The organism is Streptomyces viridifaciens, from assembly GCF_001888885.2.
GTDB classification, from domain to species: domain Bacteria; phylum Actinomycetota; class Actinomycetes; order Streptomycetales; family Streptomycetaceae; genus Kitasatospora; species Kitasatospora aureofaciens.
In genome coordinates, this window is record NZ_CP090841.1 from 6,108,604 (window position 1) to 6,128,810 (window position 20,207).

The 20,207-nt window shown below is 71.7% G+C and carries 27 protein-coding genes; 13 read left to right on the plus strand and 14 right to left on the minus strand.

What is annotated here, in order from left to right; translation table 11 throughout:
• Window positions 1-5 precede the first annotated feature (5 nt).
• The gene (locus BOQ63_RS34705; RefSeq protein ID WP_030287236.1) at window positions 6-479 is read left to right on the plus strand and encodes a MarR family winged helix-turn-helix transcriptional regulator; all 474 of its coding nucleotides are present in this window, start codon (window positions 6-8) and stop codon (window positions 477-479) included.
• A 130-nt stretch (window positions 480-609) separates the two neighbouring features.
• Here the strand turns inward: BOQ63_RS34705 and BOQ63_RS34710 are convergent, their stop codons facing one another.
• Complete coding sequence (locus BOQ63_RS34710; protein WP_078867487.1) at window positions 610-1,974, minus strand: right-handed parallel beta-helix repeat-containing protein; 1,365 nt, start codon at window positions 1,972-1,974, stop codon at window positions 610-612.
• Window positions 1,975-2,005: 31 nt separating this feature from the next.
• Here BOQ63_RS34710 and BOQ63_RS34715 point away from each other — a divergent pair, with 31 nt between their 5' ends.
• Window positions 2,006-3,208: a Dyp-type peroxidase gene (locus BOQ63_RS34715; protein WP_454131838.1), complete on the plus strand. Its 1,203-nt coding sequence runs from the start codon at window positions 2,006-2,008 to the stop codon at window positions 3,206-3,208.
• Between the two features lie 68 nt (window positions 3,209-3,276).
• Here the strand turns inward: BOQ63_RS34715 and BOQ63_RS34720 are convergent, their stop codons facing one another.
• The gene (locus tag BOQ63_RS34720; protein ID WP_072655553.1) at window positions 3,277-4,491 is read right to left on the minus strand and encodes a cytochrome P450; all 1,215 of its coding nucleotides are present in this window, start codon (window positions 4,489-4,491) and stop codon (window positions 3,277-3,279) included.
• A gap of 133 nt (window positions 4,492-4,624) precedes the next feature.
• On the minus strand, window positions 4,625-5,242 hold the full coding sequence (locus BOQ63_RS34725; RefSeq protein ID WP_030290517.1) for a TetR/AcrR family transcriptional regulator: 618 nt from the start codon (window positions 5,240-5,242) through the stop codon (window positions 4,625-4,627).
• A gap of 137 nt (window positions 5,243-5,379) precedes the next feature.
• Here BOQ63_RS34725 and BOQ63_RS34730 point away from each other — a divergent pair, with 137 nt between their 5' ends.
• Window positions 5,380-5,811 carry a DUF4345 domain-containing protein gene (locus BOQ63_RS34730; protein ID WP_030555441.1) on the plus strand — a complete coding sequence of 144 codons (432 nt, stop codon included), beginning with the start codon at window positions 5,380-5,382 and terminating at the stop codon, window positions 5,809-5,811.
• A gap of 51 nt (window positions 5,812-5,862) precedes the next feature.
• Here the strand turns inward: BOQ63_RS34730 and BOQ63_RS34735 are convergent, their stop codons facing one another.
• On the minus strand, window positions 5,863-7,398 hold the full coding sequence (locus tag BOQ63_RS34735) for an FAD-dependent monooxygenase (RefSeq protein WP_030290515.1): 1,536 nt from the start codon (window positions 7,396-7,398) through the stop codon (window positions 5,863-5,865).
• A 114-nt stretch (window positions 7,399-7,512) separates the two neighbouring features.
• Between BOQ63_RS34735 and BOQ63_RS34740 the strand changes: the two genes are divergently transcribed.
• On the plus strand, window positions 7,513-8,115 hold the full coding sequence (locus tag BOQ63_RS34740; RefSeq protein ID WP_030290514.1) for a TetR/AcrR family transcriptional regulator: 603 nt from the start codon (window positions 7,513-7,515) through the stop codon (window positions 8,113-8,115).
• Window positions 8,116-8,162: 47 nt separating this feature from the next.
• Window positions 8,163-8,705: an MOSC domain-containing protein gene (locus BOQ63_RS34745; RefSeq protein WP_030290513.1), complete on the plus strand. Its 543-nt coding sequence runs from the start codon at window positions 8,163-8,165 to the stop codon at window positions 8,703-8,705.
• 91 nt (window positions 8,706-8,796) lie between these two features.
• Here BOQ63_RS34745 and BOQ63_RS34750 read toward each other — a convergent pair whose 3' ends face one another.
• From BOQ63_RS34750 to BOQ63_RS34760, 3 genes are all read right to left on the minus strand, one after another.
• The gene (locus BOQ63_RS34750) at window positions 8,797-9,117 is read right to left on the minus strand and encodes a metal-sensitive transcriptional regulator (protein WP_435823419.1); all 321 of its coding nucleotides are present in this window, start codon (window positions 9,115-9,117) and stop codon (window positions 8,797-8,799) included.
• A 68-nt stretch (window positions 9,118-9,185) separates the two neighbouring features.
• The gene (locus BOQ63_RS34755) at window positions 9,186-9,503 is read right to left on the minus strand and encodes a heavy-metal-associated domain-containing protein (protein WP_072655555.1); all 318 of its coding nucleotides are present in this window, start codon (window positions 9,501-9,503) and stop codon (window positions 9,186-9,188) included.
• Between the two features lie 376 nt (window positions 9,504-9,879).
• Window positions 9,880-10,386 (minus strand): hypothetical protein, encoded by a 507-nt coding sequence (locus tag BOQ63_RS34760; RefSeq protein ID WP_072655556.1) that lies wholly within the window; start codon window positions 10,384-10,386, stop codon window positions 9,880-9,882.
• 375 nt (window positions 10,387-10,761) lie between these two features.
• On the opposite strand from BOQ63_RS34760, the gene BOQ63_RS34765 reads away from it, so the two are divergent.
• Window positions 10,762-11,970, plus strand: a complete 1,209-nt coding sequence (locus tag BOQ63_RS34765) for a permease (protein ID WP_072655557.1) — start codon at window positions 10,762-10,764, stop codon at window positions 11,968-11,970.
• A 42-nt stretch (window positions 11,971-12,012) separates the two neighbouring features.
• Here BOQ63_RS34765 and BOQ63_RS34770 read toward each other — a convergent pair whose 3' ends face one another.
• The 5 genes from BOQ63_RS34770 to BOQ63_RS34790 all read right to left on the minus strand — a co-directional run bounded on the left by BOQ63_RS34770 (window position 12,013) and on the right by BOQ63_RS34790 (window position 15,439).
• Entirely contained in the window at window positions 12,013-12,219 is a 207-nt protein-coding gene (locus BOQ63_RS34770; protein WP_072655558.1) for a helix-turn-helix domain-containing protein, read from the minus strand.
• Window positions 12,220-12,311: 92 nt separating this feature from the next.
• Complete coding sequence (locus tag BOQ63_RS34775) at window positions 12,312-13,082, minus strand: hypothetical protein (RefSeq protein ID WP_072655559.1); 771 nt, start codon at window positions 13,080-13,082, stop codon at window positions 12,312-12,314.
• Window positions 13,066-14,277 carry a hypothetical protein gene (locus BOQ63_RS34780; RefSeq protein ID WP_072655560.1) on the minus strand — a complete coding sequence of 404 codons (1,212 nt, stop codon included), beginning with the start codon at window positions 14,275-14,277 and terminating at the stop codon, window positions 13,066-13,068. The genes BOQ63_RS34775 and BOQ63_RS34780 overlap by 17 nt, the downstream gene beginning before the upstream one ends.
• A gap of 78 nt (window positions 14,278-14,355) precedes the next feature.
• On the minus strand, window positions 14,356-14,565 hold the full coding sequence (locus BOQ63_RS34785; RefSeq protein ID WP_030290506.1) for a DUF397 domain-containing protein: 210 nt from the start codon (window positions 14,563-14,565) through the stop codon (window positions 14,356-14,358).
• On the minus strand, window positions 14,552-15,439 hold the full coding sequence (locus BOQ63_RS34790) for a helix-turn-helix domain-containing protein (RefSeq protein WP_030290505.1): 888 nt from the start codon (window positions 15,437-15,439) through the stop codon (window positions 14,552-14,554). Before BOQ63_RS34790 ends, BOQ63_RS34785 begins: the two co-directional genes overlap by 14 nt.
• 329 nt (window positions 15,440-15,768) lie before the next feature.
• Between BOQ63_RS34790 and BOQ63_RS34795 the strand changes: the two genes are divergently transcribed.
• From BOQ63_RS34795 to BOQ63_RS34815, 5 genes are all read left to right on the plus strand, one after another.
• Window positions 15,769-16,149: an ATP-binding protein gene (locus BOQ63_RS34795; protein WP_072655561.1), complete on the plus strand. Its 381-nt coding sequence runs from the start codon at window positions 15,769-15,771 to the stop codon at window positions 16,147-16,149.
• Window positions 16,146-16,427 (plus strand): hypothetical protein, encoded by a 282-nt coding sequence (locus BOQ63_RS34800; RefSeq protein ID WP_072655562.1) that lies wholly within the window; start codon window positions 16,146-16,148, stop codon window positions 16,425-16,427. The genes BOQ63_RS34795 and BOQ63_RS34800 overlap by 4 nt, the downstream gene beginning before the upstream one ends.
• Complete coding sequence (locus tag BOQ63_RS34805; RefSeq protein ID WP_072655563.1) at window positions 16,424-16,621, plus strand: hypothetical protein; 198 nt, start codon at window positions 16,424-16,426, stop codon at window positions 16,619-16,621. The genes BOQ63_RS34800 and BOQ63_RS34805 overlap by 4 nt, the downstream gene beginning before the upstream one ends.
• 123 nt (window positions 16,622-16,744) lie before the next feature.
• A complete protein-coding gene (locus BOQ63_RS34810; RefSeq protein ID WP_072655564.1) occupies window positions 16,745-17,218 on the plus strand; it encodes a hypothetical protein in 474 nt (157 codons plus the stop codon).
• On the plus strand, window positions 17,215-17,568 hold the full coding sequence (locus tag BOQ63_RS34815; protein WP_072655565.1) for a hypothetical protein: 354 nt from the start codon (window positions 17,215-17,217) through the stop codon (window positions 17,566-17,568). The genes BOQ63_RS34810 and BOQ63_RS34815 overlap by 4 nt, the downstream gene beginning before the upstream one ends.
• 13 nt (window positions 17,569-17,581) lie before the next feature.
• Here BOQ63_RS34815 and BOQ63_RS34820 read toward each other — a convergent pair whose 3' ends face one another.
• The gene (locus tag BOQ63_RS34820; protein ID WP_072655566.1) at window positions 17,582-17,932 is read right to left on the minus strand and encodes a hypothetical protein; all 351 of its coding nucleotides are present in this window, start codon (window positions 17,930-17,932) and stop codon (window positions 17,582-17,584) included.
• Between the two features lie 78 nt (window positions 17,933-18,010).
• Here BOQ63_RS34820 and BOQ63_RS34825 point away from each other — a divergent pair, with 78 nt between their 5' ends.
• Window positions 18,011-18,817 carry an alpha/beta fold hydrolase gene (locus tag BOQ63_RS34825; protein ID WP_072655567.1) on the plus strand — a complete coding sequence of 269 codons (807 nt, stop codon included), beginning with the start codon at window positions 18,011-18,013 and terminating at the stop codon, window positions 18,815-18,817.
• A 9-nt stretch (window positions 18,818-18,826) separates the two neighbouring features.
• Here the strand turns inward: BOQ63_RS34825 and BOQ63_RS34830 are convergent, their stop codons facing one another.
• Window positions 18,827-19,207, minus strand: a complete 381-nt coding sequence (locus BOQ63_RS34830) for a winged helix-turn-helix transcriptional regulator (protein ID WP_030290497.1) — start codon at window positions 19,205-19,207, stop codon at window positions 18,827-18,829.
• 91 nt (window positions 19,208-19,298) lie between these two features.
• On the opposite strand from BOQ63_RS34830, the gene BOQ63_RS34835 reads away from it, so the two are divergent.
• Entirely contained in the window at window positions 19,299-20,138 is an 840-nt protein-coding gene (locus BOQ63_RS34835) for an NAD(P)H-binding protein (protein WP_030555475.1), read from the plus strand.
• The last annotated feature ends 69 nt before the right edge of the window (window positions 20,139-20,207 follow it).

Sequence of the window (20,207 nt, forward strand, 5' to 3'; positions counted from 1 at the left end):
GGCCGATGACCGCCACAGATCCCGCGCTGACCGCCCTCGCCAACGGATGGGCCGCTCTCTACGTCCTCTACGGCAGGATCGAGGCGCACATCGAGCGAGCCCTGCAGTCCAAGCACGAACTGAGCGTGCGCGAGTACTCGCTGCTCGACGTGCTCAGCCGCCAGCACGACGGGGAGGGCGGCCACCTCCAGATGAAGCAGGTGGCCGACGCGGTCGTGCTCAGCCAGAGCGCCACCACCCGGCTGGTCTCCCGGCTGGAGGACCGCGGCCTGCTCTCCCGCTACCTCTGCCCGACCGACCGCCGCGGCATCTACACGGACGTCAGCGAGGACGGCCTGAGGCTCCTGGAGCAGGCCCGGCCGACCAACGACGCCGCTCTGCGCGAGGCCCTCGACGAGGCCGCCCGCAACCCCGAGCTGGCCCCGCTGGTCACGGCCGTGAAGGCGGTCAACCCGCCCGCACTGCTCCGGCGCGGCTGAGCGGCGCCCGCCGGGACGCGGCGCCGGCCGGGAGGCGGTGGGAGCCGGGCGGGCCCGCAGTGCTCGACGTACGGTGACCCGCCCGTTCCCGGGGTGCGTCGCGGCTGTCGGCGGCTCAGTGCCCGGCGGCTCAGTGCCCGGTGGGTACCGCGTCGGCCGTCGCGGGGAGCGGGTAGGCGTCCGGGTCGACCGGGCCGGGCAGGTCGGTGGCCGGACGGCCGGGGGCGTCGGGGTCGGGCAGGGACGGCTGGGCCGGCGGGGCCTGCACCTGGTTGAAGGGGATCCCGGGCGGGGCCTGGACCGGGGCCGCACGGCCCGCGGTGAGCGGGCTGCGGCTCTGGGCGTCGCACGCGGCCAGGGACTCCAGGCCGTCGGGGCTCTGGGTGGCGGGCTGGTTGCCGCTGAAGCAGTTGCCGGTGTCGGCCGAGGCGAGGACCAGGTCGGCGCCGTTGCCCTCGGTGCGGTTGCCCTGGATCCGGTTGGCGCCCGCCGGGTGGCCGGGCGGGTCGGTGATGATCACGCCGGCCGAGCGGTTGCCCCTGACCAGGTTGCGTTCCACCCGGTTCGCGGTGCCGCCGCCGATCCCGATCCCGATGCCGAAGCCGCCGTCGGCCTGTTCGGGGGTGTCGGAGGCGTTGTTGTCGGTGACGCTGTTCCCGGCGATCACGGCGCCGTGCTGGGGGGCGAGGGCCTCCAGGTCGTTGGAGTTGACCGTGACGCCGACCCGGTTGCCGACCACCCGGTTCCCGAGGAAGTACAGGTTGTCCGAGGCGTTGGTGATCTCGATGCCGACCGCGTTGCGTTCGACGGTGTTGCCGCGGACCAGGGTGTCGCAGGGCTTGCACTGGCCGACGTAGATGCCGGAGTCGGCGCCGCCGGAGGCGTAGGAGTCCTCGACGATCCCGGCCCGGGCGTCGAAGGCGTAGATGCCGTAGAGCCCGTTGTCGTAGGCGGTGACCCTGGTCGCCCGGAAGCCCTGGAGGGCGGGGAAGCGGGTGGTGTCGAGCGGGTTGTAGGCGGAGCCGCCGGCACCGCGCTGCTGGAGCTTCTCGTCGGTGACGCCGGTGAACAGCACGCCGTTGGCGAGGTAGCCGTGAACGGTGAGGTTCTCCACCACCGAGCCCGGGCCGGTCACGGTGACGCCGTTGACCAGCCTGACGCCGCCGTCCAGGACCACGGTGTTGCGGTCGGTGCCGCGCAGCACGATCCGGGGCTTGGTGATCCGCACGCTCTCCCGGTACGTCCCGGGGGAGACCAGCACGGTGTCGCCTTCGCGGGCCACGTCCACGGCCTTCTGGACGGACGGGAAGTCCTGCGGGACGCGGACGACCGTGCCGTCCGGGTGGTGGGCGTCGGAGGAGGGGGCGGTGGCGGAGGAACAGCCGGTCAGGGCGAGGGCAGCGGCGGTCAGCAGGGCGGGGAGGGTGCGGGCCGCGGTCCTGCGGCGGCGCGCCGGTGCTTCGCGTTCGAGTTGACGGACGGTCAAAAGTTGCATACGGGGTGTTCTATCGTCTCCAATGTCGGTCATGCATGCCGAAACCGGAAAGGCGCAGGAACAGCCGGGGGCCGTCAGGAGCGGTGTGGACCGGAGGGCACTGATCGCGGGCGGCGGCGCGGTGCTGGCCGCCGGGGTCGGCGCGGGGGTCGTGGCGCTGGGGCGCGGCCGGCCCGCGGCCTCCTCACCGCCGCCTCCGTCCGCGCCCGCGGTGGCGTTCCACGGCGAGCGGCAGGCCGGGGTGACGGCCCTCGAGCAGCCGGCCACACTGCTGCTGGCCCTCGACCTGGCGCCCGCCGCCACCTCGGACGGTCGGGCCGCACTGCGTTCCCTGCTGGGGGAGTTGACCCGGGTGCTCGCCGACGCGGCAGGCGGGGCCGCAGCCGATCCGCGCCTCCGGGGCGGGGAGCCGGCGCAGTTGAGCAGCCTGGTCGGGGTCGGGCCGGGCCTCGCGGCCCGGCTGGGGCTGAACGTTCCGCCGGCCCTGGCGGACCTTCCGGCCTTCCCCGGCGACCGGCTCGATCCGGCGCGCGGGGGCGGGGACCTGGTGGTGCAGCTGTGCGCCGCCGACCGCTGGCCGCTGACCGTGGTCGCCGAACTCCTCGCCGCCGCCGCCCGATCGGCGGGCGGGACGGTGCGCTGGACCCAGCCCGGCTTCCTGCCGCGCACCCCGGCGGGCACCACCCCGCGCAACCTCTTCGGCTACAAGGACGGCACCGCCAACCCGGACGCCACCGAGGCGAAGCAGTGGGTCTGGGGCCCGCCCGGCCCGTACGAGCACGGCACCGTGCTGGTCTACCGCCGGATCCGGATGGACACCGCGGCCTTCGCCGCCCTGCCCGAGGGCCGCCGCGACCTGGCCATGGGTCGCCGGCTGACCGACGGCGCCCCGCTGACCGGCACGGCCGAGCACGACGACCCGGACATCTACGCCAAGAACCCGGACGGCTCGTACGTCATCCCCAACACCGCCCACGTCCGCCTCTCCAGCCCCCGCCTCGACTCCGGGGCCCGGATGCTGCGGCGGGGCTACAGCTACGACGACGCCCCCGACGACCGGGGCCTGCTGTTCTGCGCCTTCGTTCGGGACCCGGAGCAGTTCACCCGGGTGCAGAACCGGCTGGCGGCCAAGGACGCGCTCAACCCGTTCCTGGTGCACACGGCCTCGGCGGTGGCGTACGTGCTGCCGGGGGCCCGGGAGGGCGGGGTGCTCGGCGAGGGGCTGTGGGCGTGACGCGGTGCCGTGGGCGTGACGCGGCTGCCGTGGGCGTGCTGCGGCTGCCGTGGGCGTGGCGCGGGGGGCTACCAGCTGACCGGTAGTGCGGCCGGACTGCGGGTGGTGCTGCCCAACTGCCAGTCGAGCCGGTCGATCGGGACGGTCAGGCGCAGGCCGGGCAGGGCGGTGGCCAGGCGGTGGAGCGCTTCGCGCATTTCGAGACGGACCCGCCAGGCGCCGATGCAGTAGTGCGGCCCGGCGCTGAAGGCCAGGGTGGGGGCGTCGAGCGGGCGGGCGAGGTCGGCGTCGAGCCCTTCGGGGTGGACGGCGGGGTCGCGGTTGGCGCTGCCGATGCTCGCGGCGACGACGGCGCCGGCCGGGATGGTGACGCCGCCGAGCTCGACCGCGGCTGCGGCGCGGCGGACGGTGGCCTCGTCGTCGCCGAGCGGGATGAAGTGCAGCAGGCGTTCGGCGGTGTGCTCGGTGACGCCGGGGTCGGCGAGGCGGGGCCAGTGCTCGGGGCGCTCGCCGAGCAGGTAGGCCAGGGCGTTGCCGAGGGCGCCGGTGACGCTCTCGTTGCCGCTGGCGGTGAGCCCGAGGACGAGGAAGGCGAGTGCGTCCGGCGGGATGCCGCCGTCCTGGTCGGCGGCCCGGACCAGTCGGCTGACCAGGTCCGGGCCGGGCGCGCGGCGCCGGCGTTCGATCAACTCCTCGGTGAACGCGGTGAATTCGGCGAGCGCCTCGCCGTGGTCCGCGGCCGGTTCGCCGCCTTGGGCGAGCAGGGCGAGGGTCCAGCGCCGCAGCCGCCGCTCGTCCAGGTGGTCGGGGCCGTCACCGTCGAGTCCCATCAGCCGGGTGGTGACCGCGAAGGGCACCGGGCGGGTGAAGGCGCTGACCAGGTCGGCGGGCGGCCCGGCGGCGACCAGCGCGTCCACGGCCTGCTGGACGGCGGCCGCGACCCAGGGCTGCCAGCCGGCGATCGCCCGTGGGGTGAAGGCCTTCTGGACGGTGCCGCGCAGCCGGCGGTGGGCGGGGCCGTCCTGGTTGAACAGCGAGGCCGGGTTGGCGGCGACGTCGGCGGTGCTGCCCGCGGTGCCGACCTCGTGCAGGTCGGTCCGGGTGAGGCGGGGGTCGCCGAGGACCTGCCGGACGTCGTGGTAGCGGGTGACGAGCCAGGCCGGGGTGCCGTCCGGGAGGGTGGTCGGGTGCGGCGGCTGGGCGGGGGTGACGGGGAGCCGGTGGAGCGGGGGGAGCGGAGGCGGCGGGGTGTCGGTGTCGGTGACGGGTGCGGCGGAGGACATGGAACCCTTCGGGATCGGTGGCTCTGCGGGGCACGGGCATCCAACTGTCATATTTTCTGAGGGAATTGGACTCTTTTAGGTGCTTTTCCCGTTTGGGTTCGATGGTACGCCCCCGAACGCTTCGTGCCGCCTCTCAGCGCCCCCACTCCGGTGCCGGGTCGACCGGCAGCAGCGGCCGTAGCGCGCCCAGCACGGCGCCGATGCAGGCGTCGCGCAGCTCGGTGCGGGTGCAGCTGGGCTCGGTCAGCCAGTCCACGACCAGCACCCGGACGAACACCAGCCAGCTGCGCAGCACTTGGGACACCGCGAGCCGGGCGCCCTCGTCGGAGAGCGGGAGCACGGTGAGCAGCCGTCCGCGCAGGGCGTCCAGTTCCTCGGTGATGATGGTCTGGATCACCGGGTCCCCGGCGAGGACGCGGTTGGCGGCCAGCACGGTGTGCCGGTTGGCGAGGAAGTAGTCGAGGTGGGCGTCCATGCCCTCGACCAACTGCTCGACCAGGCTGACCGCCGGGTCGAACCGCGTCCTGGCCAACAGGTCGTCCGAGGCCTGTCGGTGGACCGCCGCGAACAGCTCGTGCTTGCTGGCGAAGTGCCGGTAGAGCAGGGCGCGGGAGACCCCGGCCTGCTCGGCGACCTCCTCCATCAGCACCTCCTCGTACGGCCGGGCGGCGAAGGCCCTGGCGCCGACGGCGAGCAGCTGGGCGCGGCGCTCGTCGGGGGAGAGGCGTCGGCGGCGTTCGTGGACTGGCATGCCGGTCAGGTTACTTGACACGTGTCTACCGGTGGGGGCAGCTTGGTAGACGTGTGTCAACTAGGCGTGCCCGGCACGCCGCGGGGGCGCTCGATGGGATCTGACGGGCAATCGGACGACGGGCGGGGTGGTCGGTCATGGCGAAGGCGCTGCGGGTACTCGGGTGGACGATGGGGGTCGCCTGCGTGGCGATCGGCCTCTTCCACCTGCTCGGCGGGAACGCCGCGCTTCCCGGGACCGCGGACCCCGGGCCGACGGTCGACAGCTTCGGCCGCTTCATGGGCGCGATCTTCGCCGGGTACGGCGCGGCCTGGATCTGGGCCGTCCGGCAGCGGCCGGTGCCCGCGTGGGCGGTGCGGTGGCTGACGGCGGTGTTCCTGCTGGGCGGGCTCGGGCGGGTGCTGGCGATCGCGGTGGGCGGCCGGCCGCACTGGTTCCAGCTGGTGCTGATGGGCATCGAACTCGGGCTGCCGCCGGTGTACTTCCGGCTCGCCGCCGCGGACCAGCGGGCGCACGGGAGTTCAGCTGGGCGGGCGGGGCGGACGGGCGAGCGGGCGGCCCGGGCCTGAGAGGCCCGGGCCGCCCGCGCCGGTCGGGCGTTGGCCGGTGGGGTGCGCCGGTCAGAGCCCGTACGCCCGCAGGTGTTCGGCGATCACGGCCCGGTCGGCGGCGGCCCCGGTGAGCGAGACGTAGCCGTCCGGCCGGACCAGCACCACGGCGTCGCCGCGCAGCCCGTACCCGCGGGCGGCGTGGCCGTCGGGGTCGCGGACGGCGGCTGTCCGTATGCCGGGGAGGCCGGTGAGCTCGGCGGGGGCCGGGCGGTCGCCGAAGAGCAGCAGGGTGAAGTGCGGGCCGCGGAACAGGTCGAACAGCCGGACCGGCGTGCCGTCCGCGGTGGTGCAGGGTGCGTCGGGCGCCCGGTCGCCGGCCCGGATGCCGGTGGCCCCGTCGAGGTCGCGGCCGAGCGGCCCGCCGCGGTAGCCGAGGGAGAGCCCGGTGAGGTCGGTGCCCTGGACGGCCATGGTGCGGAACTGCTCGGCGAGCAGGCCGGCGGCGTCGCCGCCGCCGCTGAACGCCGCCTTGTGGTGGGCGGAGGTGGCGGCCAGGCTCGCCCGGGCGATCGGCATCCGCTCCTCCTGGTAGCTGTCGAGCAGTGCGGAGGGCGCGCCGCGCAGCAGGGCGGCCAGCTTCCAGGCGAGGTTGTGGGCGTCCTGGATGCCGGTGTTCATGCCCTGTCCGCCCGCCGCGGACTGGCAGTGCGCGGCGTCCCCGGCGAGCAGGACCCGGCCGTCGCGGTAGCGTTCGACCAGCCGGACGGTGGGGCGCCAGACGGTGGACCAGATCGGCTCGTGCAGCCGGACCCCGGGCAGGCCGGCCCGTTCGGCGAAGAGCCGGCGGAAGGTGTCCAGGGTGGGCGCGGGCAGTTCGCCGTGCTCGTCCGGCTCGACCGCGGCGTGCAGGGCCCACTTGTCGTCCTGGCGCATCGGGACGATGGTCATGGCGCCGGCGCCGAACCTGGGGTGGTTCCAGATGTGCATGTGGTCGGGGGACAGGCCGTCCAGGTCCATCGAGGCCATGATGAACCGCTCCTCCTCCCAGGTCTCGCCGAGGAAGGGAATGCCGGCCAGCTTGCGGACGGTACTGCGGCCGCCGTCGCAGCCGACCAGGTAGCGGGCGCGCAGCTGGAGGGTGCGGCCCTCCTGCCGGAGGGTGGCGAGCACGCCGTCCGCGTCCTGGGTGTAGCCGACCAGTTCGGTGCCGGTCTCGACCTCGGCGCCGTGCTCGGAGAGCTGGCCGCGCAGCACGTCCTCGGTCTGGTGCTGGGCGAGCAGCAGCATGCCGGCGTACGGGCGGTCGGGGGCGGCGGGGTTGCCGACCGCGGGGTCGACCTCCTGGAGCAGCCGATCGCCCTCGTAGGCGCGGACCTTGAGGTTGAGCACCCCGCGGTCGAGGATCTGCTCGACCACGCCGAGGTCGTCGAAGACCTCCAGGGTGCGCGGGTTGACGCCCTTGCCGCGGACGCCTGCGGTGCGGAACTCCGGGTCCCGCTCGATGATCCGGCAGTCGACCCCGGCGCGGGCCAGCCCGATGGCGAGCGCGAGGCCCACCGGGCCGGCTCCGACCACCAGGACGTCGGTCGCGGGTGCGTTGGACATGGTGAACTCCCCCTGCTCGGACGGCCATAAGATACGGCACGTTTCCTGGCTTCGACTGTAGACTGGCCTCTTTAAGAAACGCAACGTATCTACGAGAAGCGGGTGCGAAAACCGGTGACGAGCGGAAGAACGGGCATCCCGCGGCGGCGCGGGGATGAGCTGGAGGCGGCGATCCTCGACGCCGTCTGGGCCGAACTCGTCGAGCACGGCTACGGCCGGCTCACCATGGACGGCATCGCCGCCCGCGCCCGCACCAGCAAGCCGGTGCTCTACCGCCGCTGGCCGAACCGGGTGGAACTCGTGATGGCCGCCCTCGGCCGCAACGCCCCCGACTACCAGGACCCGCCGGACACCGGGGAGTTGCGCACCGACCTGCTGGTTTTCCTGCGCGGCCTGCTGCACCGCTTCGACGACCTTCCGGTCGACGCCGTCCACGGCTTCCTGGTCGACCTGATGCGCGACCCCGAACTGCGCCGCGTCTTCCGCGCCGCGCTCACCGACGGGGGGCCGGTCGAGACCCTGTCCGTGATGATGCACCGGGCCGCCGAGCGGGGCGAGATCAACCCGGCGCGGCTCACTCCGCGGGTGGTGGCGCTGCCGCTGGACCTGCTGCGCGACACCTTCATGGTCGGCGGCGAGGTGGCGTCGGACCAGGTCATCGCCGAGGTGCTGGACGAGATCGTCCTGCCGCTGCTGCGGGCGCCTTCGAACGGCTAGGCTCCGGTACCGGTCGAACGTACGTCCGCGAGAAGGGTCCGAAGCGCGTGAGTGGCACCGTGGTGGCAGTCAGCAGCAACGCCGAGTACTCGTTCAGCAAGCCGAACCGGACAGGCATCACGCTGCTCGCCGGGCTCGGGGTGGAGGGCGACGTGCACGCCGGGGTGACGGTCAGGCACCGCTCGCGCGTCGCCCAGGACCCGACCGTGCCCAACCTGCGCCAGGTGCACCTGATCCACCGCGAACTGCTCGCCGAGCTCGCCGAGTCCGGCTTCGACGTGGCGCCGGGGGCGCTCGGCGAGAACATCACCACCGAGGGCGTGGACCTGCTCGGGCTGCCGGTCGGCGCGGTGCTGCGGATCGGGCCGGAGGCGGAGGTGGAGGTCACCGGTCTGCGCAATCCGTGCGTGCAGATCGAGAACTACCGGGCGGGGCTGCTGAAGCAGGTCGTCTCGCGGGCCGAGGACGGCACGCTGGTGCGGCGGGCCGGGATCATGGGCGTGGTGCGCGCGGGCGGGCCGGTGCGGCCCGGGGATGCGATCACCGTGGTACTGCCGGAGGGGCCGCACCGGGCGCTCGACCGGGTCTGATGTCTGTGGGCCGATACCCCCACCCTGTACATGGAAGAGGCCCTCCGGCCGTGACCGGAGGGCCTCTTCGTGCGTGCGCCGCCGCCGTGGTTCAGGAGCGGACCAGCCGGGCGATGGCCTGGTTGGCCTCCCGGATCTTGGCGTTGGCCTCCTGGCCGCCCTCGGCGATGGCGTCGCGGACGCAGCATTCGATGTGCTCGTCCAGGAGTTGCAGGGCGAACGACTGGAGGGCGCGGCTGGCGGCGGAGACCTGGGTGAGGACGTCGATGCAGTAGGTGTCCTGCTCGACCATGCGCTGCAGGCCGCGGATCTGGCCCTCGATGCGGCGGAGCCGCTTGAGGAAGTCGTCCTTGTGGGGGCTGTAGCTGGCCATGGCCGTCTCCGGTTCCTGCGCGGTGAGGAGTTCCCTCACTCTACCGGGGCGCGGTGGGAGGGGAGCCGGCCCGGACGTCCGGGGGCGCCGTCCGGGCCGACGGGCGGTCAGGCGTCGATCCGGCCGATCAGGGCGTAGCCGGCCTCGTCGATGGCGGCGGCGACGTCGGTGTCGGCCAGCGGCGCGGTGCTGTCGACGGTGACCTGGCCGGTGGCGAGGTCGACCGCGACCTCGGTGACGCCGGCGACCTTCTCCAGCTCGGCGGTCACCGAGCTGACGCAGTGGCCGCAGGTCATGCCCTTCACCTGGAAGACGGCGCGCTCGGCGGCGGCGGTGGCGGGGGCCTTGCCGGCGCCGGTCCCGCACGAGCCGCAGCAGGAGCCCCCGGTGGAGGACGACTCGACGGTGACGGTGGTCTCGCTCATGGTTGTGCTCCTGTCGTCGGTGCGTGCGGCGCCTTCCGGAGTGGTCCCGGGCGGCTACTTCGCTTGGAACATACCATACCCCCCTAGGGTAACTGGAAAGGTCGCGGCGAACCCTGCTCCAGCGCTTCGGTGTTCAGTCCGGAGCCGGTCCGCAGGTGGGGCCGGTACGGCGCCGGCGACCCCAGCGCGATGAGCGCCGGTGTGGCCAGCCGCACCGCGAACCGCAGCCGGGGAGCCGGTCGCAGCAGCCGCCGCCTCAGCTGCCTCGCCGGTCGCCGGTCGCCGGACGCGTGGCCACAGTGGCGGCAGGGGAGTTCGACGACCGCACGCTCCGTCGTCCACCGCACCCCGGCCGGGTAGCGGATGGCGCCGGGCCTCAGCGGACGGTGACCTGGATGGACTTGGTGACGTCGCACCTCAACGCCACACGGTTCGGCGCGTCGGGGGCGCAGTCGACCTCGTTGCCGAACGCCCAGGTCAGGGTGGTGGTTCCGGGCGCCAGGGCGGTGAAGGTCCGGTCGAACTCCGAGGCGCAGCCGGGCGCGGGCGGGTTCGACGAGCAGGAGCTGATGACGACGTCCGGACCGTTCCGCAGCAGGGTGCCGTCGGCCGGTGAGGTGAGGTACCAGTTCTTGGGCCGGGCACCCCCGGTCATCCTGACGCCGAGCTGCTGCCCGACGGCCAGGGTCACCGCGCTGTTCGGGTAGGCGGAGGTGGCGTTTCCGGCGTCGGACTCGACGGGGAGGGAGACCTCCGTCTGCGGCCGGGCGGGGGAGCCGGTGGCAGTGCTGGTGGCCGGGTCGGACCACCAGCCCTCGAGGTAGGAGACGAGCAGCAGGGTGGCGGCCAGGAGGGCCGCGACGTTGGAGACGATGCGGCGCATCAGCTGCTCTCCTTGACCGTGTACCCGGTCGGGTTGTCCCCCATCGATCGGTCCCCCTGTAGTCCCCTCGCTCGCCGTGATCGAGCGAGCGCGATCGACGAGCATAGACGCTGCCGGAGGGACCGCGGTTGCGGGTTCGGTCCAGCCGGCCGGGCTTCGCCGCCCGCACGCCGGCCTCGAAGTGGCTGGAGGCGCCGAGCTCCTGCGCCGCCCCGGACAGCAGGCCGCTGAGGGTTCTGAGGCCGCGGTCGGAGCCCGCAACGCCGTGTCGGCCGCGACCCTGCTTCGCCTGCTCGGCGCGCCACGGTTCCTGAATACCCCCTATGGGTATATGGTCGAGCGGTGCCCTGCGGCCCGAGGAAGGCGGACGACCACATGCACGCGATCCTGCACGCGCTGTCCATCGCCGGATCGATGACCTGGGAGATCACCTGGGCGCTGATCCTCGGCTTCCTGCTCTCCGCCGTCGTCCAGGGGGTGGTCCACAAGTCCACGGTGGTGCGGCTGCTCGGCGACGACCGGCCGCGCACCCTGGCCGTCGCCTCGGCGCTGGGCGCGGCCTCGTCCTCCTGCTCCTACGCGGCCGTCGCGCTGGCCCGCTCGCTGTTCCGCAAGGGTGCGAACTTCACGGCGGCGATGGCCTTCGAGATCGCCTCCACGAACCTGGTGGTCGAACTCGGCGTCATCCTCGCCCTCTTGCTGGGCTGGCAGTTCACGGCGGCCGAGTTCGTCGGCGGACCGGTGATGATCCTGCTGCTGGCACTGCTGTTCCGGTTGCTGCTGCGGGACCGGCTGCTCCAGGAGGCCCGGGAGCAGGCCGAGTTCGGCCGGGCCGGGTCGATGGAGGGGCACGCGGCGATGGACATGTCGGTGGTCGGGCCCGGCTCCTTCGCCCGCCGCCTGCTCTCCCGCCAGGGCGTCACCTCGGTGTCGCACGTGTTCGTGATGGAGTGGGCGGCGATCCTCAAGGACCTGGTGATCGGCCTGCTGATCGCGGGCGCGATCGCGGCGTGGGTCCCGGACTCGTTCTGGCAGGCGTTCTTCTTCGTCGACCACCCACTGGCGGCCAAGCTCTGGGGTCCGCTGGTCGGGCCACTGGTCGCGATCGCGTCGTTCGTCTGCTCGATCGGCAACGTGCCGCTGGCGGTGGTGCTGTGGAAGGGCGGGATCAGCTTCGGCGGGGTGGTCGCGTTCATCTTCGCGGACCTGCTGATCCTGCCGATCCTCAACATCTACCGGAAGTACTACGGGACTCGGATGGCCCTCTTCCTGCTGGGCACGTTCTACGCGGCGATGGTGGCCGCCGGGTACGTGGTCGAGTTCGTCTTCGGCGGGCTGGGGCTGGTGCCGAACCAGAGGGAGGCGGAGATCCCGATGGCGGGCGTCGAGTGGAACTACACCACCTGGCTCAACATCGCCTTCCTGCTGCTGGCGTTGGGGCTGCTCGTCCGCTTCTTCCGCACCGGCGGCGCCGCGATGCTGCGCATGATGGGCGGCAGCCCGGACGCGGACGAACACGCGGGCCACGAGCACCAGGGTCCCCAGGGCCACCACGACCGCCATGACCACCACGGCCACCACTGAAAGCCGCTGGAACCCTGGAGAACATGGTGACGGCCCCGGCCCTCACCGCCCGTCGGATCCGCCCGGTTCGTCGGCTGCCGTCCTGAGCTGCTTGCGGTAGGCCCCCGGCGGTGAACCGAAGTGCCGTTTGAAAGCCTTGGCGAAGGCGAACTCCGACGTGTACCCCGTGTGTTGCGCGATCGTGCTCAGCGGGGCCGGACCACGCTCGCGGGAGACGGCGGCGCGGCACTGGTGTGACGCGGGCGCCACACGGAGGCGAGGTGGAGACCCGGTCGACCGGAACCCGGTGCGCGAGAAGTCGGCTCGGCCGACTTCTCGCGCGCCGTGCTCATTGCGTGGGGTCAGGTGGGCGGCAGCAGATCGCTCTCGCTGACGGTGTACGTCAGCGGGGGATAGCTGAAGTCCGTTTCCTGGTTCTCACGGCGCCGCAGTCGGTAGAACTCGCGCCGCTGGTCGTCGTCGGCCGAGGTGAGGCGGCTGCCCTGCGGGAGGTGCGGGTGTCCGTCGCGGAAGCGGATCACGGTCTTCGAGGTGCGGAAGGTCAGGCCCAGCCAGGTGTTGTCGGTGGTCGGGACGGGCTTGTCGAGGACGATCCTGTGGCGGAGCAGCCGGTTCGCGTCGACGGAGAACGCGATGAAGCTGTGGTGGGTGAGGGGAATCTCGAACTTCTCGCCGCCGGGCTCCTTCGGTTCGACGATCAGCTTCCTGGGCGGGGTCGCTTCCGGGTGCTGGTAGCAGGAGAAGACGGCGATGAACGAGTCGTCGGCCAGATCGAGCGCCTGGTCGGAATGGCTGCCCATGGTCGCGTAGGCGTTCGTGTAGCTCTCGATGAGGGCGTTGTTGAAGCTCAGGGGCAGCGCCGCGTGCTGCTGGATCCGGTCCGCCAGCCGTTCGTGCACCGCACGGAAGCGTTGGGCAACGGTGGCGTACCGGGTGGTGGTACGGACGAGGGGCACGCCGCCCGTCCCGTCGACCCTGGTGAGGGTGGCGCCTCGGCGGCCCTTTCCCAGGTCCTCGAAGTGGGCTGACGTGGACAGCTCCGGGAAGAGGTTCTCCTCGGCGGGCAGGGTGTAGGAGCGGATCTCGGCCGGGAAGCTAGGCGCGGGGGGCAAGGTAGTCTCCCGTGTTCATGCTGAAGAGGAACCGGTTGCCGTAGTCGACGAAGGACGAGCTGCGGTTCTCCTCCGCGTACAGCCCGCGCAGCGCGTCCATGCCGGCCTGGGTGGGGGGCTCCAGCTCGACGAGGTCACCGGCCGATTTGAGGAACGTCCGGCCGTCCTTGTGGACGGCTTCGGCGTTCGAGCAGCGCACGACGTATCCGAGGCGGGTCGGGAGCAGCTCGGCGTCCAGGGCCGAGGGCCGGATCTCGTGGGTGTAGAGGCGGTTGGTGGACAGCGGCACGAAGAACACGGACCCGGGATAGAGGGTCAGGGAGAAGTGGGAGGGGAGCGTGTCCCCATGGAGTTCCGCGGCCGAGTCCTTGAGGCGGAAGTGGAGCCTGGTCAGCGCGCTGGAGTTCTTCGTGCCGTAGTCGAAGGGGTCTTCGGCCAGAGGCTGGAGGCCGTCGAGGCGGTCGTAGAAGGTGCAGAAGGCCATGATGCCGTTGGCTGGCATGTCCTTGGTCTTGTCGGCGTGGGAGGAGATCTTGGCCTTGGACTGCTTGCGCTCGGGCGTGGCGTGGGTGTTGTGGTAGGTCTGCGCGAGGACGTGGTTCAGCGGGGCGTGGTCCCGGAAGACGGTGGCGGCCTCGCGGTTCAGGGCGTCGACGATCTGGGTGTCGGTCGGGCCGAAGTTCTCGGTAGGGCCCGAGAGGTTGGTGGAGCAGCGGAGCAGGCGGAAGTGCAGTTCGTCGTCGCCGGTGCGGGTGACGGGGGTGAGGTAGATGCCGCTGCGATGGGCCGAGCCGGGTTTGGTGGACTCGGTGAGGGACTGGAAGGCGTGCTCAGCGCGGATCCGGTGGAAGTGATCGGCGTCGGGTTCGAAGAAGCGGCGGTAGTAGACGCCGGCGCCGTGGACACGGATGGGGACTCGACCGAGGTCGACGAGGGGCCAGGGGGTGCCGGCGTGGTTGTGGGACAGATCGCGGATGACGAACACACGGTCGGGTGCGTGTAGTTGGCGGGCGTTGATCCGGGATATGTCGCCGCACAGGTAGACGGTCTTCTGCGCAAGGTCGGGCGAGGAGGAGGCAAGGTCCTCCGGCGTGATCACGGACCCGAAGAAGTCCCTGAGCGGCGGGATCGGAGGCGCCACCAGGATGTTGCTCGCATCGTGGATGCGGGCTTCGGTGGGATCAGTTGTGTACATCGAGCGCTACCTGCCGTTCGCTGCCCGGGGTGTAGTTGCGCGAGAAGTCGGCCAGCTCGACTTCTCGCGCAGGCATGTTCAGGTGTTCGGGAGTTCGCCGGTCTTGATGGCGGCGACGAAGGCGGTCCATGCCTCGGCGGGGAAGGCGAGTGCCGGCCCGTTGGGGTCCTTAGAGTCGCGGACGGGAACGATGTCGTTGTCGAGGAACGCGATCTCGACGCATGCGGATTGTCCGTTGCTGCGGGTGGACTTGATCCACACCGCTCCTGTCAGGTCAACCGTGTCCATAGCTTCCTGCCACTTCGGAGATCAGCAGCTTCGACGCCTGCTCACTGAGCGCTGTCTCCCAGATGTTCGTGAACGCGGCGTCGTAGCGTTCCACTTCGTTGGGCTTGTCCAGATACAAGTCGCCGGTGTAGCCGTCCGCATAGACGGTCGGCGGCTCGGTCTCGGAGCCGTCGCCGTTGAGCGGGAAGCGCAGAATTCCGAACGAACCTGTCAGGACGCCTTGGTGTAGACCCGCGCTGAACGGGACTACCTTGATCGTGACGTTGGGAAGCTCGCCCATTTCGATCAGGTGGCCGAGCTGTGCAGCCATGACCTTGCCGCCACCGATGGGACGTCGCAGTACTGCCTCGTTGAGCGCGACGTCGAAGACCGGCGGATCGGTGACCCTGGTCAGAAGCACCTGGCGAGTCGAACGAAGATGGACCCGTCGTTCGATCTCGTCATTCTCCTCGTGCGGGTTGTGAGCCTGCATGACCACGCGGGAGTAGTCCTCGGTCTGCAACAGGCCGGGAACCAACTCGCTCTCGTACCAAGCGATCTTCGAGGTCGCCTCTTCCAGCCCGATGAAAAGGTCGAACCCCTCGGGGATCACATCCCCGTAGGCGTGCCACCAGCCACGGGCCTTGGTCTCCTTCGCCAGGCCCATCAGGGCCTCGGTCAGTTCGGCGGGTGCGCCGTACACCTTGCACATCGCCTCGACGTCCAGACTTCGCAAGGATGTCTGCCCCGTCTCGATGCGCCACATCTTCGCCTCCGACCACTCCAGCCGGCGAGCTGCCGCCCGCACGGTGAGCCGTGATTGGTTGCGTAGATCCCGCAGGTACCGCCCGAGCTGCCTGCGCGGCACCGTTGATCCAGTGGGCCCCTCCGACATGGCCTCTTCCCCTTTCCGGCTCCCAGTATGAAGCACCGTCAGCGCTCGAAATGAAAGCACCTGAGTGCTCGCTCCGCAATGAACGTCAACCAGATGAGTCATCTGATTTGAAGCACCCGAAATGAAGTCTTGCAGATTGCGGAGAGTCCGGAGCAAACTACAGGCAGTAGTCCGCTGCTCGCACATGGCGACCGGAACGGACGGCCGCCCGGGCATTCCCATGCCTCTTCAGGCCGTCGTGCTCGCTGCGAGCCGAAGTTGGAGGGGGCGCTGTCGTGCCCGAGATTCTGGCGAAATCGCCTGTCCCTGCAAGTGAGTTCTCGTGGTGGTTGCCCAGGCACCACAAGTCCGCCGGCTTCGCCCGGCGGCTGCTCCGCACCTTCCTCGCCGAAGAGCCGGGCGCCGAACGCTTCCTGGACGACGGCCAGTTGGTGCTCGGCGAACTCGTCGCCAACTCCGTCCTCCACGCCAAGACCCCGCCGGGGCGGCTCGTCTTCATCCGCCTCTCGCTGTGCCCCGACTCGCTCCGCATCGAGGTGCACGACGCCGACGCCAACCAGCCCGCAGCGCACCCCGCCACCGAGGAGGCCGAGACGGGCCGTGGCCTCTGGCTCGTCTCCCAGCTCGCCGCGAGCTGGGGCTGTCGGCCGCGTCCCGGTGGCATCGGCAAGGTGATGTGGGCGCTACTCGAAGGGGGCGACGCGCAGTGAGTGCCGAACTCCCCTTCCCCGTCTCGGTCGAGATCAAGGGCATCACCGAGCCCGCCACCTTCACCAGGCTCACCGACGCCCTCGACGCCGTCCGCACCAGCCTCGCCCGGCTCCCGCTGGACGCCGACCAGGCCGCCTACCTCGCCGGCCTGTTCAGCGACGCCTCCGCCACCCGGATCGCCCACCAGCTGGTCGAGTTCGGTGCGGTGCGCGCGATCGCCTACATCGGCGTCGAGTCCGCCCACCCGATCCACCTGCGCGTGACGGACCCCGAGTGAGCGGGCGTCTCACCTGGGCCCGCATCGAGATGTGGTGGTGCCTCAGCGCCCAGTTCTCCCGCCCGGTCCGCGCCCTGAGCCCACGACGCCGATCCGCCCACACCGAGATGCAGTTCTGGGCGGCCACCCCGGGCAACGCCGAGGCCCTCCTCCGCACCGTGCTCCGGCAAGCCGCCCGCCACCCGTCCGGATGAGCCAAGACGCCGGGCGATCCGACGCGGATCGCCCGGCGCATCGGCCGTGGCCACCGCGGCTGCTGCTGGGATTTCACTGGATTCGCGCTGCTCTCGGGCGACATCCGAGCTACTGTGGATGTTATGACTGTGGCCTACGAGGACGTGCCTTTCAGCGAACTTCTCCACCGCCCGGCCGCGACGACGCGCCGGCTCGATGCCGTCCGCGCGCTCCGACTCAGGAGACGCGACGCGGGAGACCTTGCCTTGATGCGCATTGAGCAGATGGAGCGCGACGCCACCGTGGTGGACTTCACCTCTCGCCTGCTCGCGGGGCTGGTGCGTACCGAGAACATCGACGCTCTGCGACAGGCACTGCCTGAAGCCCTGCCATGGGTCACGTTCCTGCCGGAGGGGGATGTCGACACCCTGCTCACCGAACTGGTCGACACCGCTCGGGGTGCAGTGGCACTGGACAACCTTGCTCCGATCGCGTTGCTGCTCACGCAGTGGAAGCACAGCGCCGAGATCTATGCGGACCCAGCGCTGTACGCCGTCCTCACCCGCGAGCCCGACGGAGACTTCGGGCCAGTGCCCATGCCCGAGGCGGCCGAGTGAGCCCGAAGAGGGGGGACCGGGCCGCGCCGCCCCCGACCGGTGACGAGTATGACCTTCGATTCGCCAGCTCCGATGCGGCCGAAGGCTGGGAGCAACTGGCACGCCAGGCAGCAGGCAACCTGCGCCGCGCCTTCGAGAGGATCCGCGCGGCGCCGTGCGCGGCCAGCAACGCCGACCGTCAGCACCGGCTCAGGGGCGAGCTCGGTGCCGCTACGTTCAAGGGACAGGCCTTGGAGCGCTGGCAGTACGAGGTCACGGGCGGCGGACGCATCTGGTACCTGATCGATGACGCCAACCGAACAGTCTGGATCACCTACGCGGGCACCGGCCACCCCAAGGCCACGGACTGACCTGCGTCCGGGCTTATCCGGCTTCGAGGGCGTCGGCGCGTCCGGTCAGCTCCTTCGCGATGTCGTCCCAGTCGGGGCCGTGGGAGTAGAGGCTGTTCGCGGCCTCGCGCAGCAGGGCCGGGTCGTCGGGGCACTGGAGGAGGAGCAGCCGGTGGGCGAGGTTGCGGACCCAGACCGGGAGGTAGCCGTCGACCACGTGGGGGCAGAGGGTCCGCAGCATGGCCAGGATCTCGTCCGGGCCGGCGAAGGTCAGCAGTTCGGTGAAGTAGGACTCCTCGTGCTGCCACGGCGCGTCGCACGCGGGTGTCGGTCCGTACTCGTCGCCCCAGAGGCAGCGGGCGAGGTCGGTCAGGGTGTGGCGCATGCCCGGAGCCTACGGCTGCCGGTGGGGTGTGAGTGGTCTGCCGGTGCGATGTGAGCGGCCGGCGCCAAGCTGGTGCGCATGACCGAGATTCTCGCGCAGTCCGACTGCGGCCACGTCATCAGCGCGTTCGTCGACGGATCCGGACCGACCCTGCTGGTGGTGCACCCCGGGGGTGGCGATGCGACGACCTGGGGCGGCGTCGTCCGCCACCTCGTCGACGACTTCCGGGTCGTCAGGATCCGCCGCCGGATCTACGCTTCCCCGGCCGGCATCGCCCTGCCGCACTCGATGGCTGTCGAGGCCGCCGACGTCACCGCCGTCGCGGATCTCCTGGAGCCGCCCGTGCTGCTTGTGGGTCACTCCTCCGGCGCCGTCGCCGCGCTGGAGGCCGCCCTGCTGCGCCCGTCGGCGTTCGCCGGGCTGTGGCTCTACGAACCTCCGCTGCCCACCCGGGAGTTGATCGCGGGGGCGGCAGGCGTCCGAGCCCGTGCCGCGCTCGACGGGGGCGATTCGATGGAGGCGATGCGGATCCACATGCGGGACATCGTCCGCGTGCCCGGGGGCCTGGTCGACGCCATGTTCGCCGACCGGCAGATGCGGGCGGCGCTGTCCCCGTACGCGGCGGCGCAGATCGCGGAGGACGAGGCGATCGACGCGCTCGGCGTCGGGATCGACCGCTTCGCGACGCTCGGGACGCCGACGACGCTGATCGAGGGCGAGCTCAGCCCTGCCCATCTGCGCGAACGCCTGGCCGACCTGGCGGCGGTCCTGCCGGATGCGCGGGTCGTCACGCTCGCCGGCCAGGGGCACGCCGCCCACATCACCGCTCCCGGGGCCCTGGCCGACAGCATCCGGGACGCGGCGGCGCGGGTTCTCCGTCCGTGACCGTCGGCCTCACCCGGTGGCTGCCGCTGTGCGTGGCGGGAGCCACCGGGTGATCCGGTCGAACAGGTCCGTCAGCGGTTCGGCGACGTCCCGACCGAACTCGGTGAGCCCGTAGGTGACCTGGGGCGGCGTCGTCGGCTCGACCTCGCGCCGGACCAGGCCGTCCCGGACGAGGGTCCGCAGGGTCTGGGAGAGCATCTTCTCGCTGACGCCCTGGATGCTCTCGCGCAGTTCGTAGAACCGGAGGTCGCCGCCGCGTAGGGAGATCAGCACCCAGATGCCCCACCTGCTGGTCACGTGGTCGACCATGTCGCGGGCGGGGCAGTCGGTGTGAAACACGTCATACCGGCGCCCCGGCTCGACCTGCGTGTGCTGCATGCCTTCCTTCATGCCATGAGCTTACTTAAAGGTATGTCCTTACGAAAAGTTAGCCCGAGTCCTAGCGTCGGGACCACGGACGACATTCGACAAGGAGCTGATCATGATCGTGGTGACCGGGGCGACCGGGAACATCGGCCGGCCGTTGACGCGGGCGCTGGCCGAGGCGGGTCGGGAGGTGGTGGCGGTGTCGCGGCACCGGGCGGCGGTGCCGGACGGCGTGCGCCACGTGGTGGCCGATCTGGCCCGGCCGGGCGAACTCACGGCCGTCCTGCCCGGCGCGGAGGCGCTGTTCCTGCTGCTGTCCGGGGACCTGCACGCCCAGGCGGCCCGCCCGGCCGACCTCATTGGCGAAGCCGTGGCCGCCGGGGTCCGCCGGGTGGTGCTGCTCTCCACCCAGGGAGTGGTGACCAGGCCCTTCGGCCCGACGCGGATCGCGATGCGCGGGCTGGAGGACGTGCTGCGGGACTCCGGCCTGGAGTGGGCGATCCTGCGGCCGGGCGGCTTCGCCTCCAACGCCCTGTGGTGGGCCGAGTCCGTCCGCGCCCAGCGGCTCGTGGCCGCGCCCTTCGGCGACGTCGGCGTGCCGGTCATCGACCCGGCGGACATCGCCGAGGTCGCGGCGGCCGCTCTGCTGGACGACCGACACATCGGCGGTGAGTACGAGCTGACCGGGCCGGAGGTGGTCACTCCGCGGCAGCAGACGGAGGCCCTCGCCGCCGCGCTGGGCTCGCCGGTGCGCTTCCACGAGCTCACCCGCGACGAGGCCAGGGCCGCCATGAGCCGGAGCATGCCGGCGGAACTCGCGGACGACACCCTGGACATCCTCGGTTCCCCGAGCCCGGCCGAGCTGCGCGTCAGCCCGGACGTCGAGCGGGTCCTCGGCCGGGCTCCGCGTCCGTTCGCCGACTGGGCCGTGCGCAACGTCGCCGCGTTCCGCTGACCGGACGGGTGGGCGCAGCGAGGTGCCGGGCGATCCGCTGGGGATCGCCCGGCACCTTCCGTACGGGCG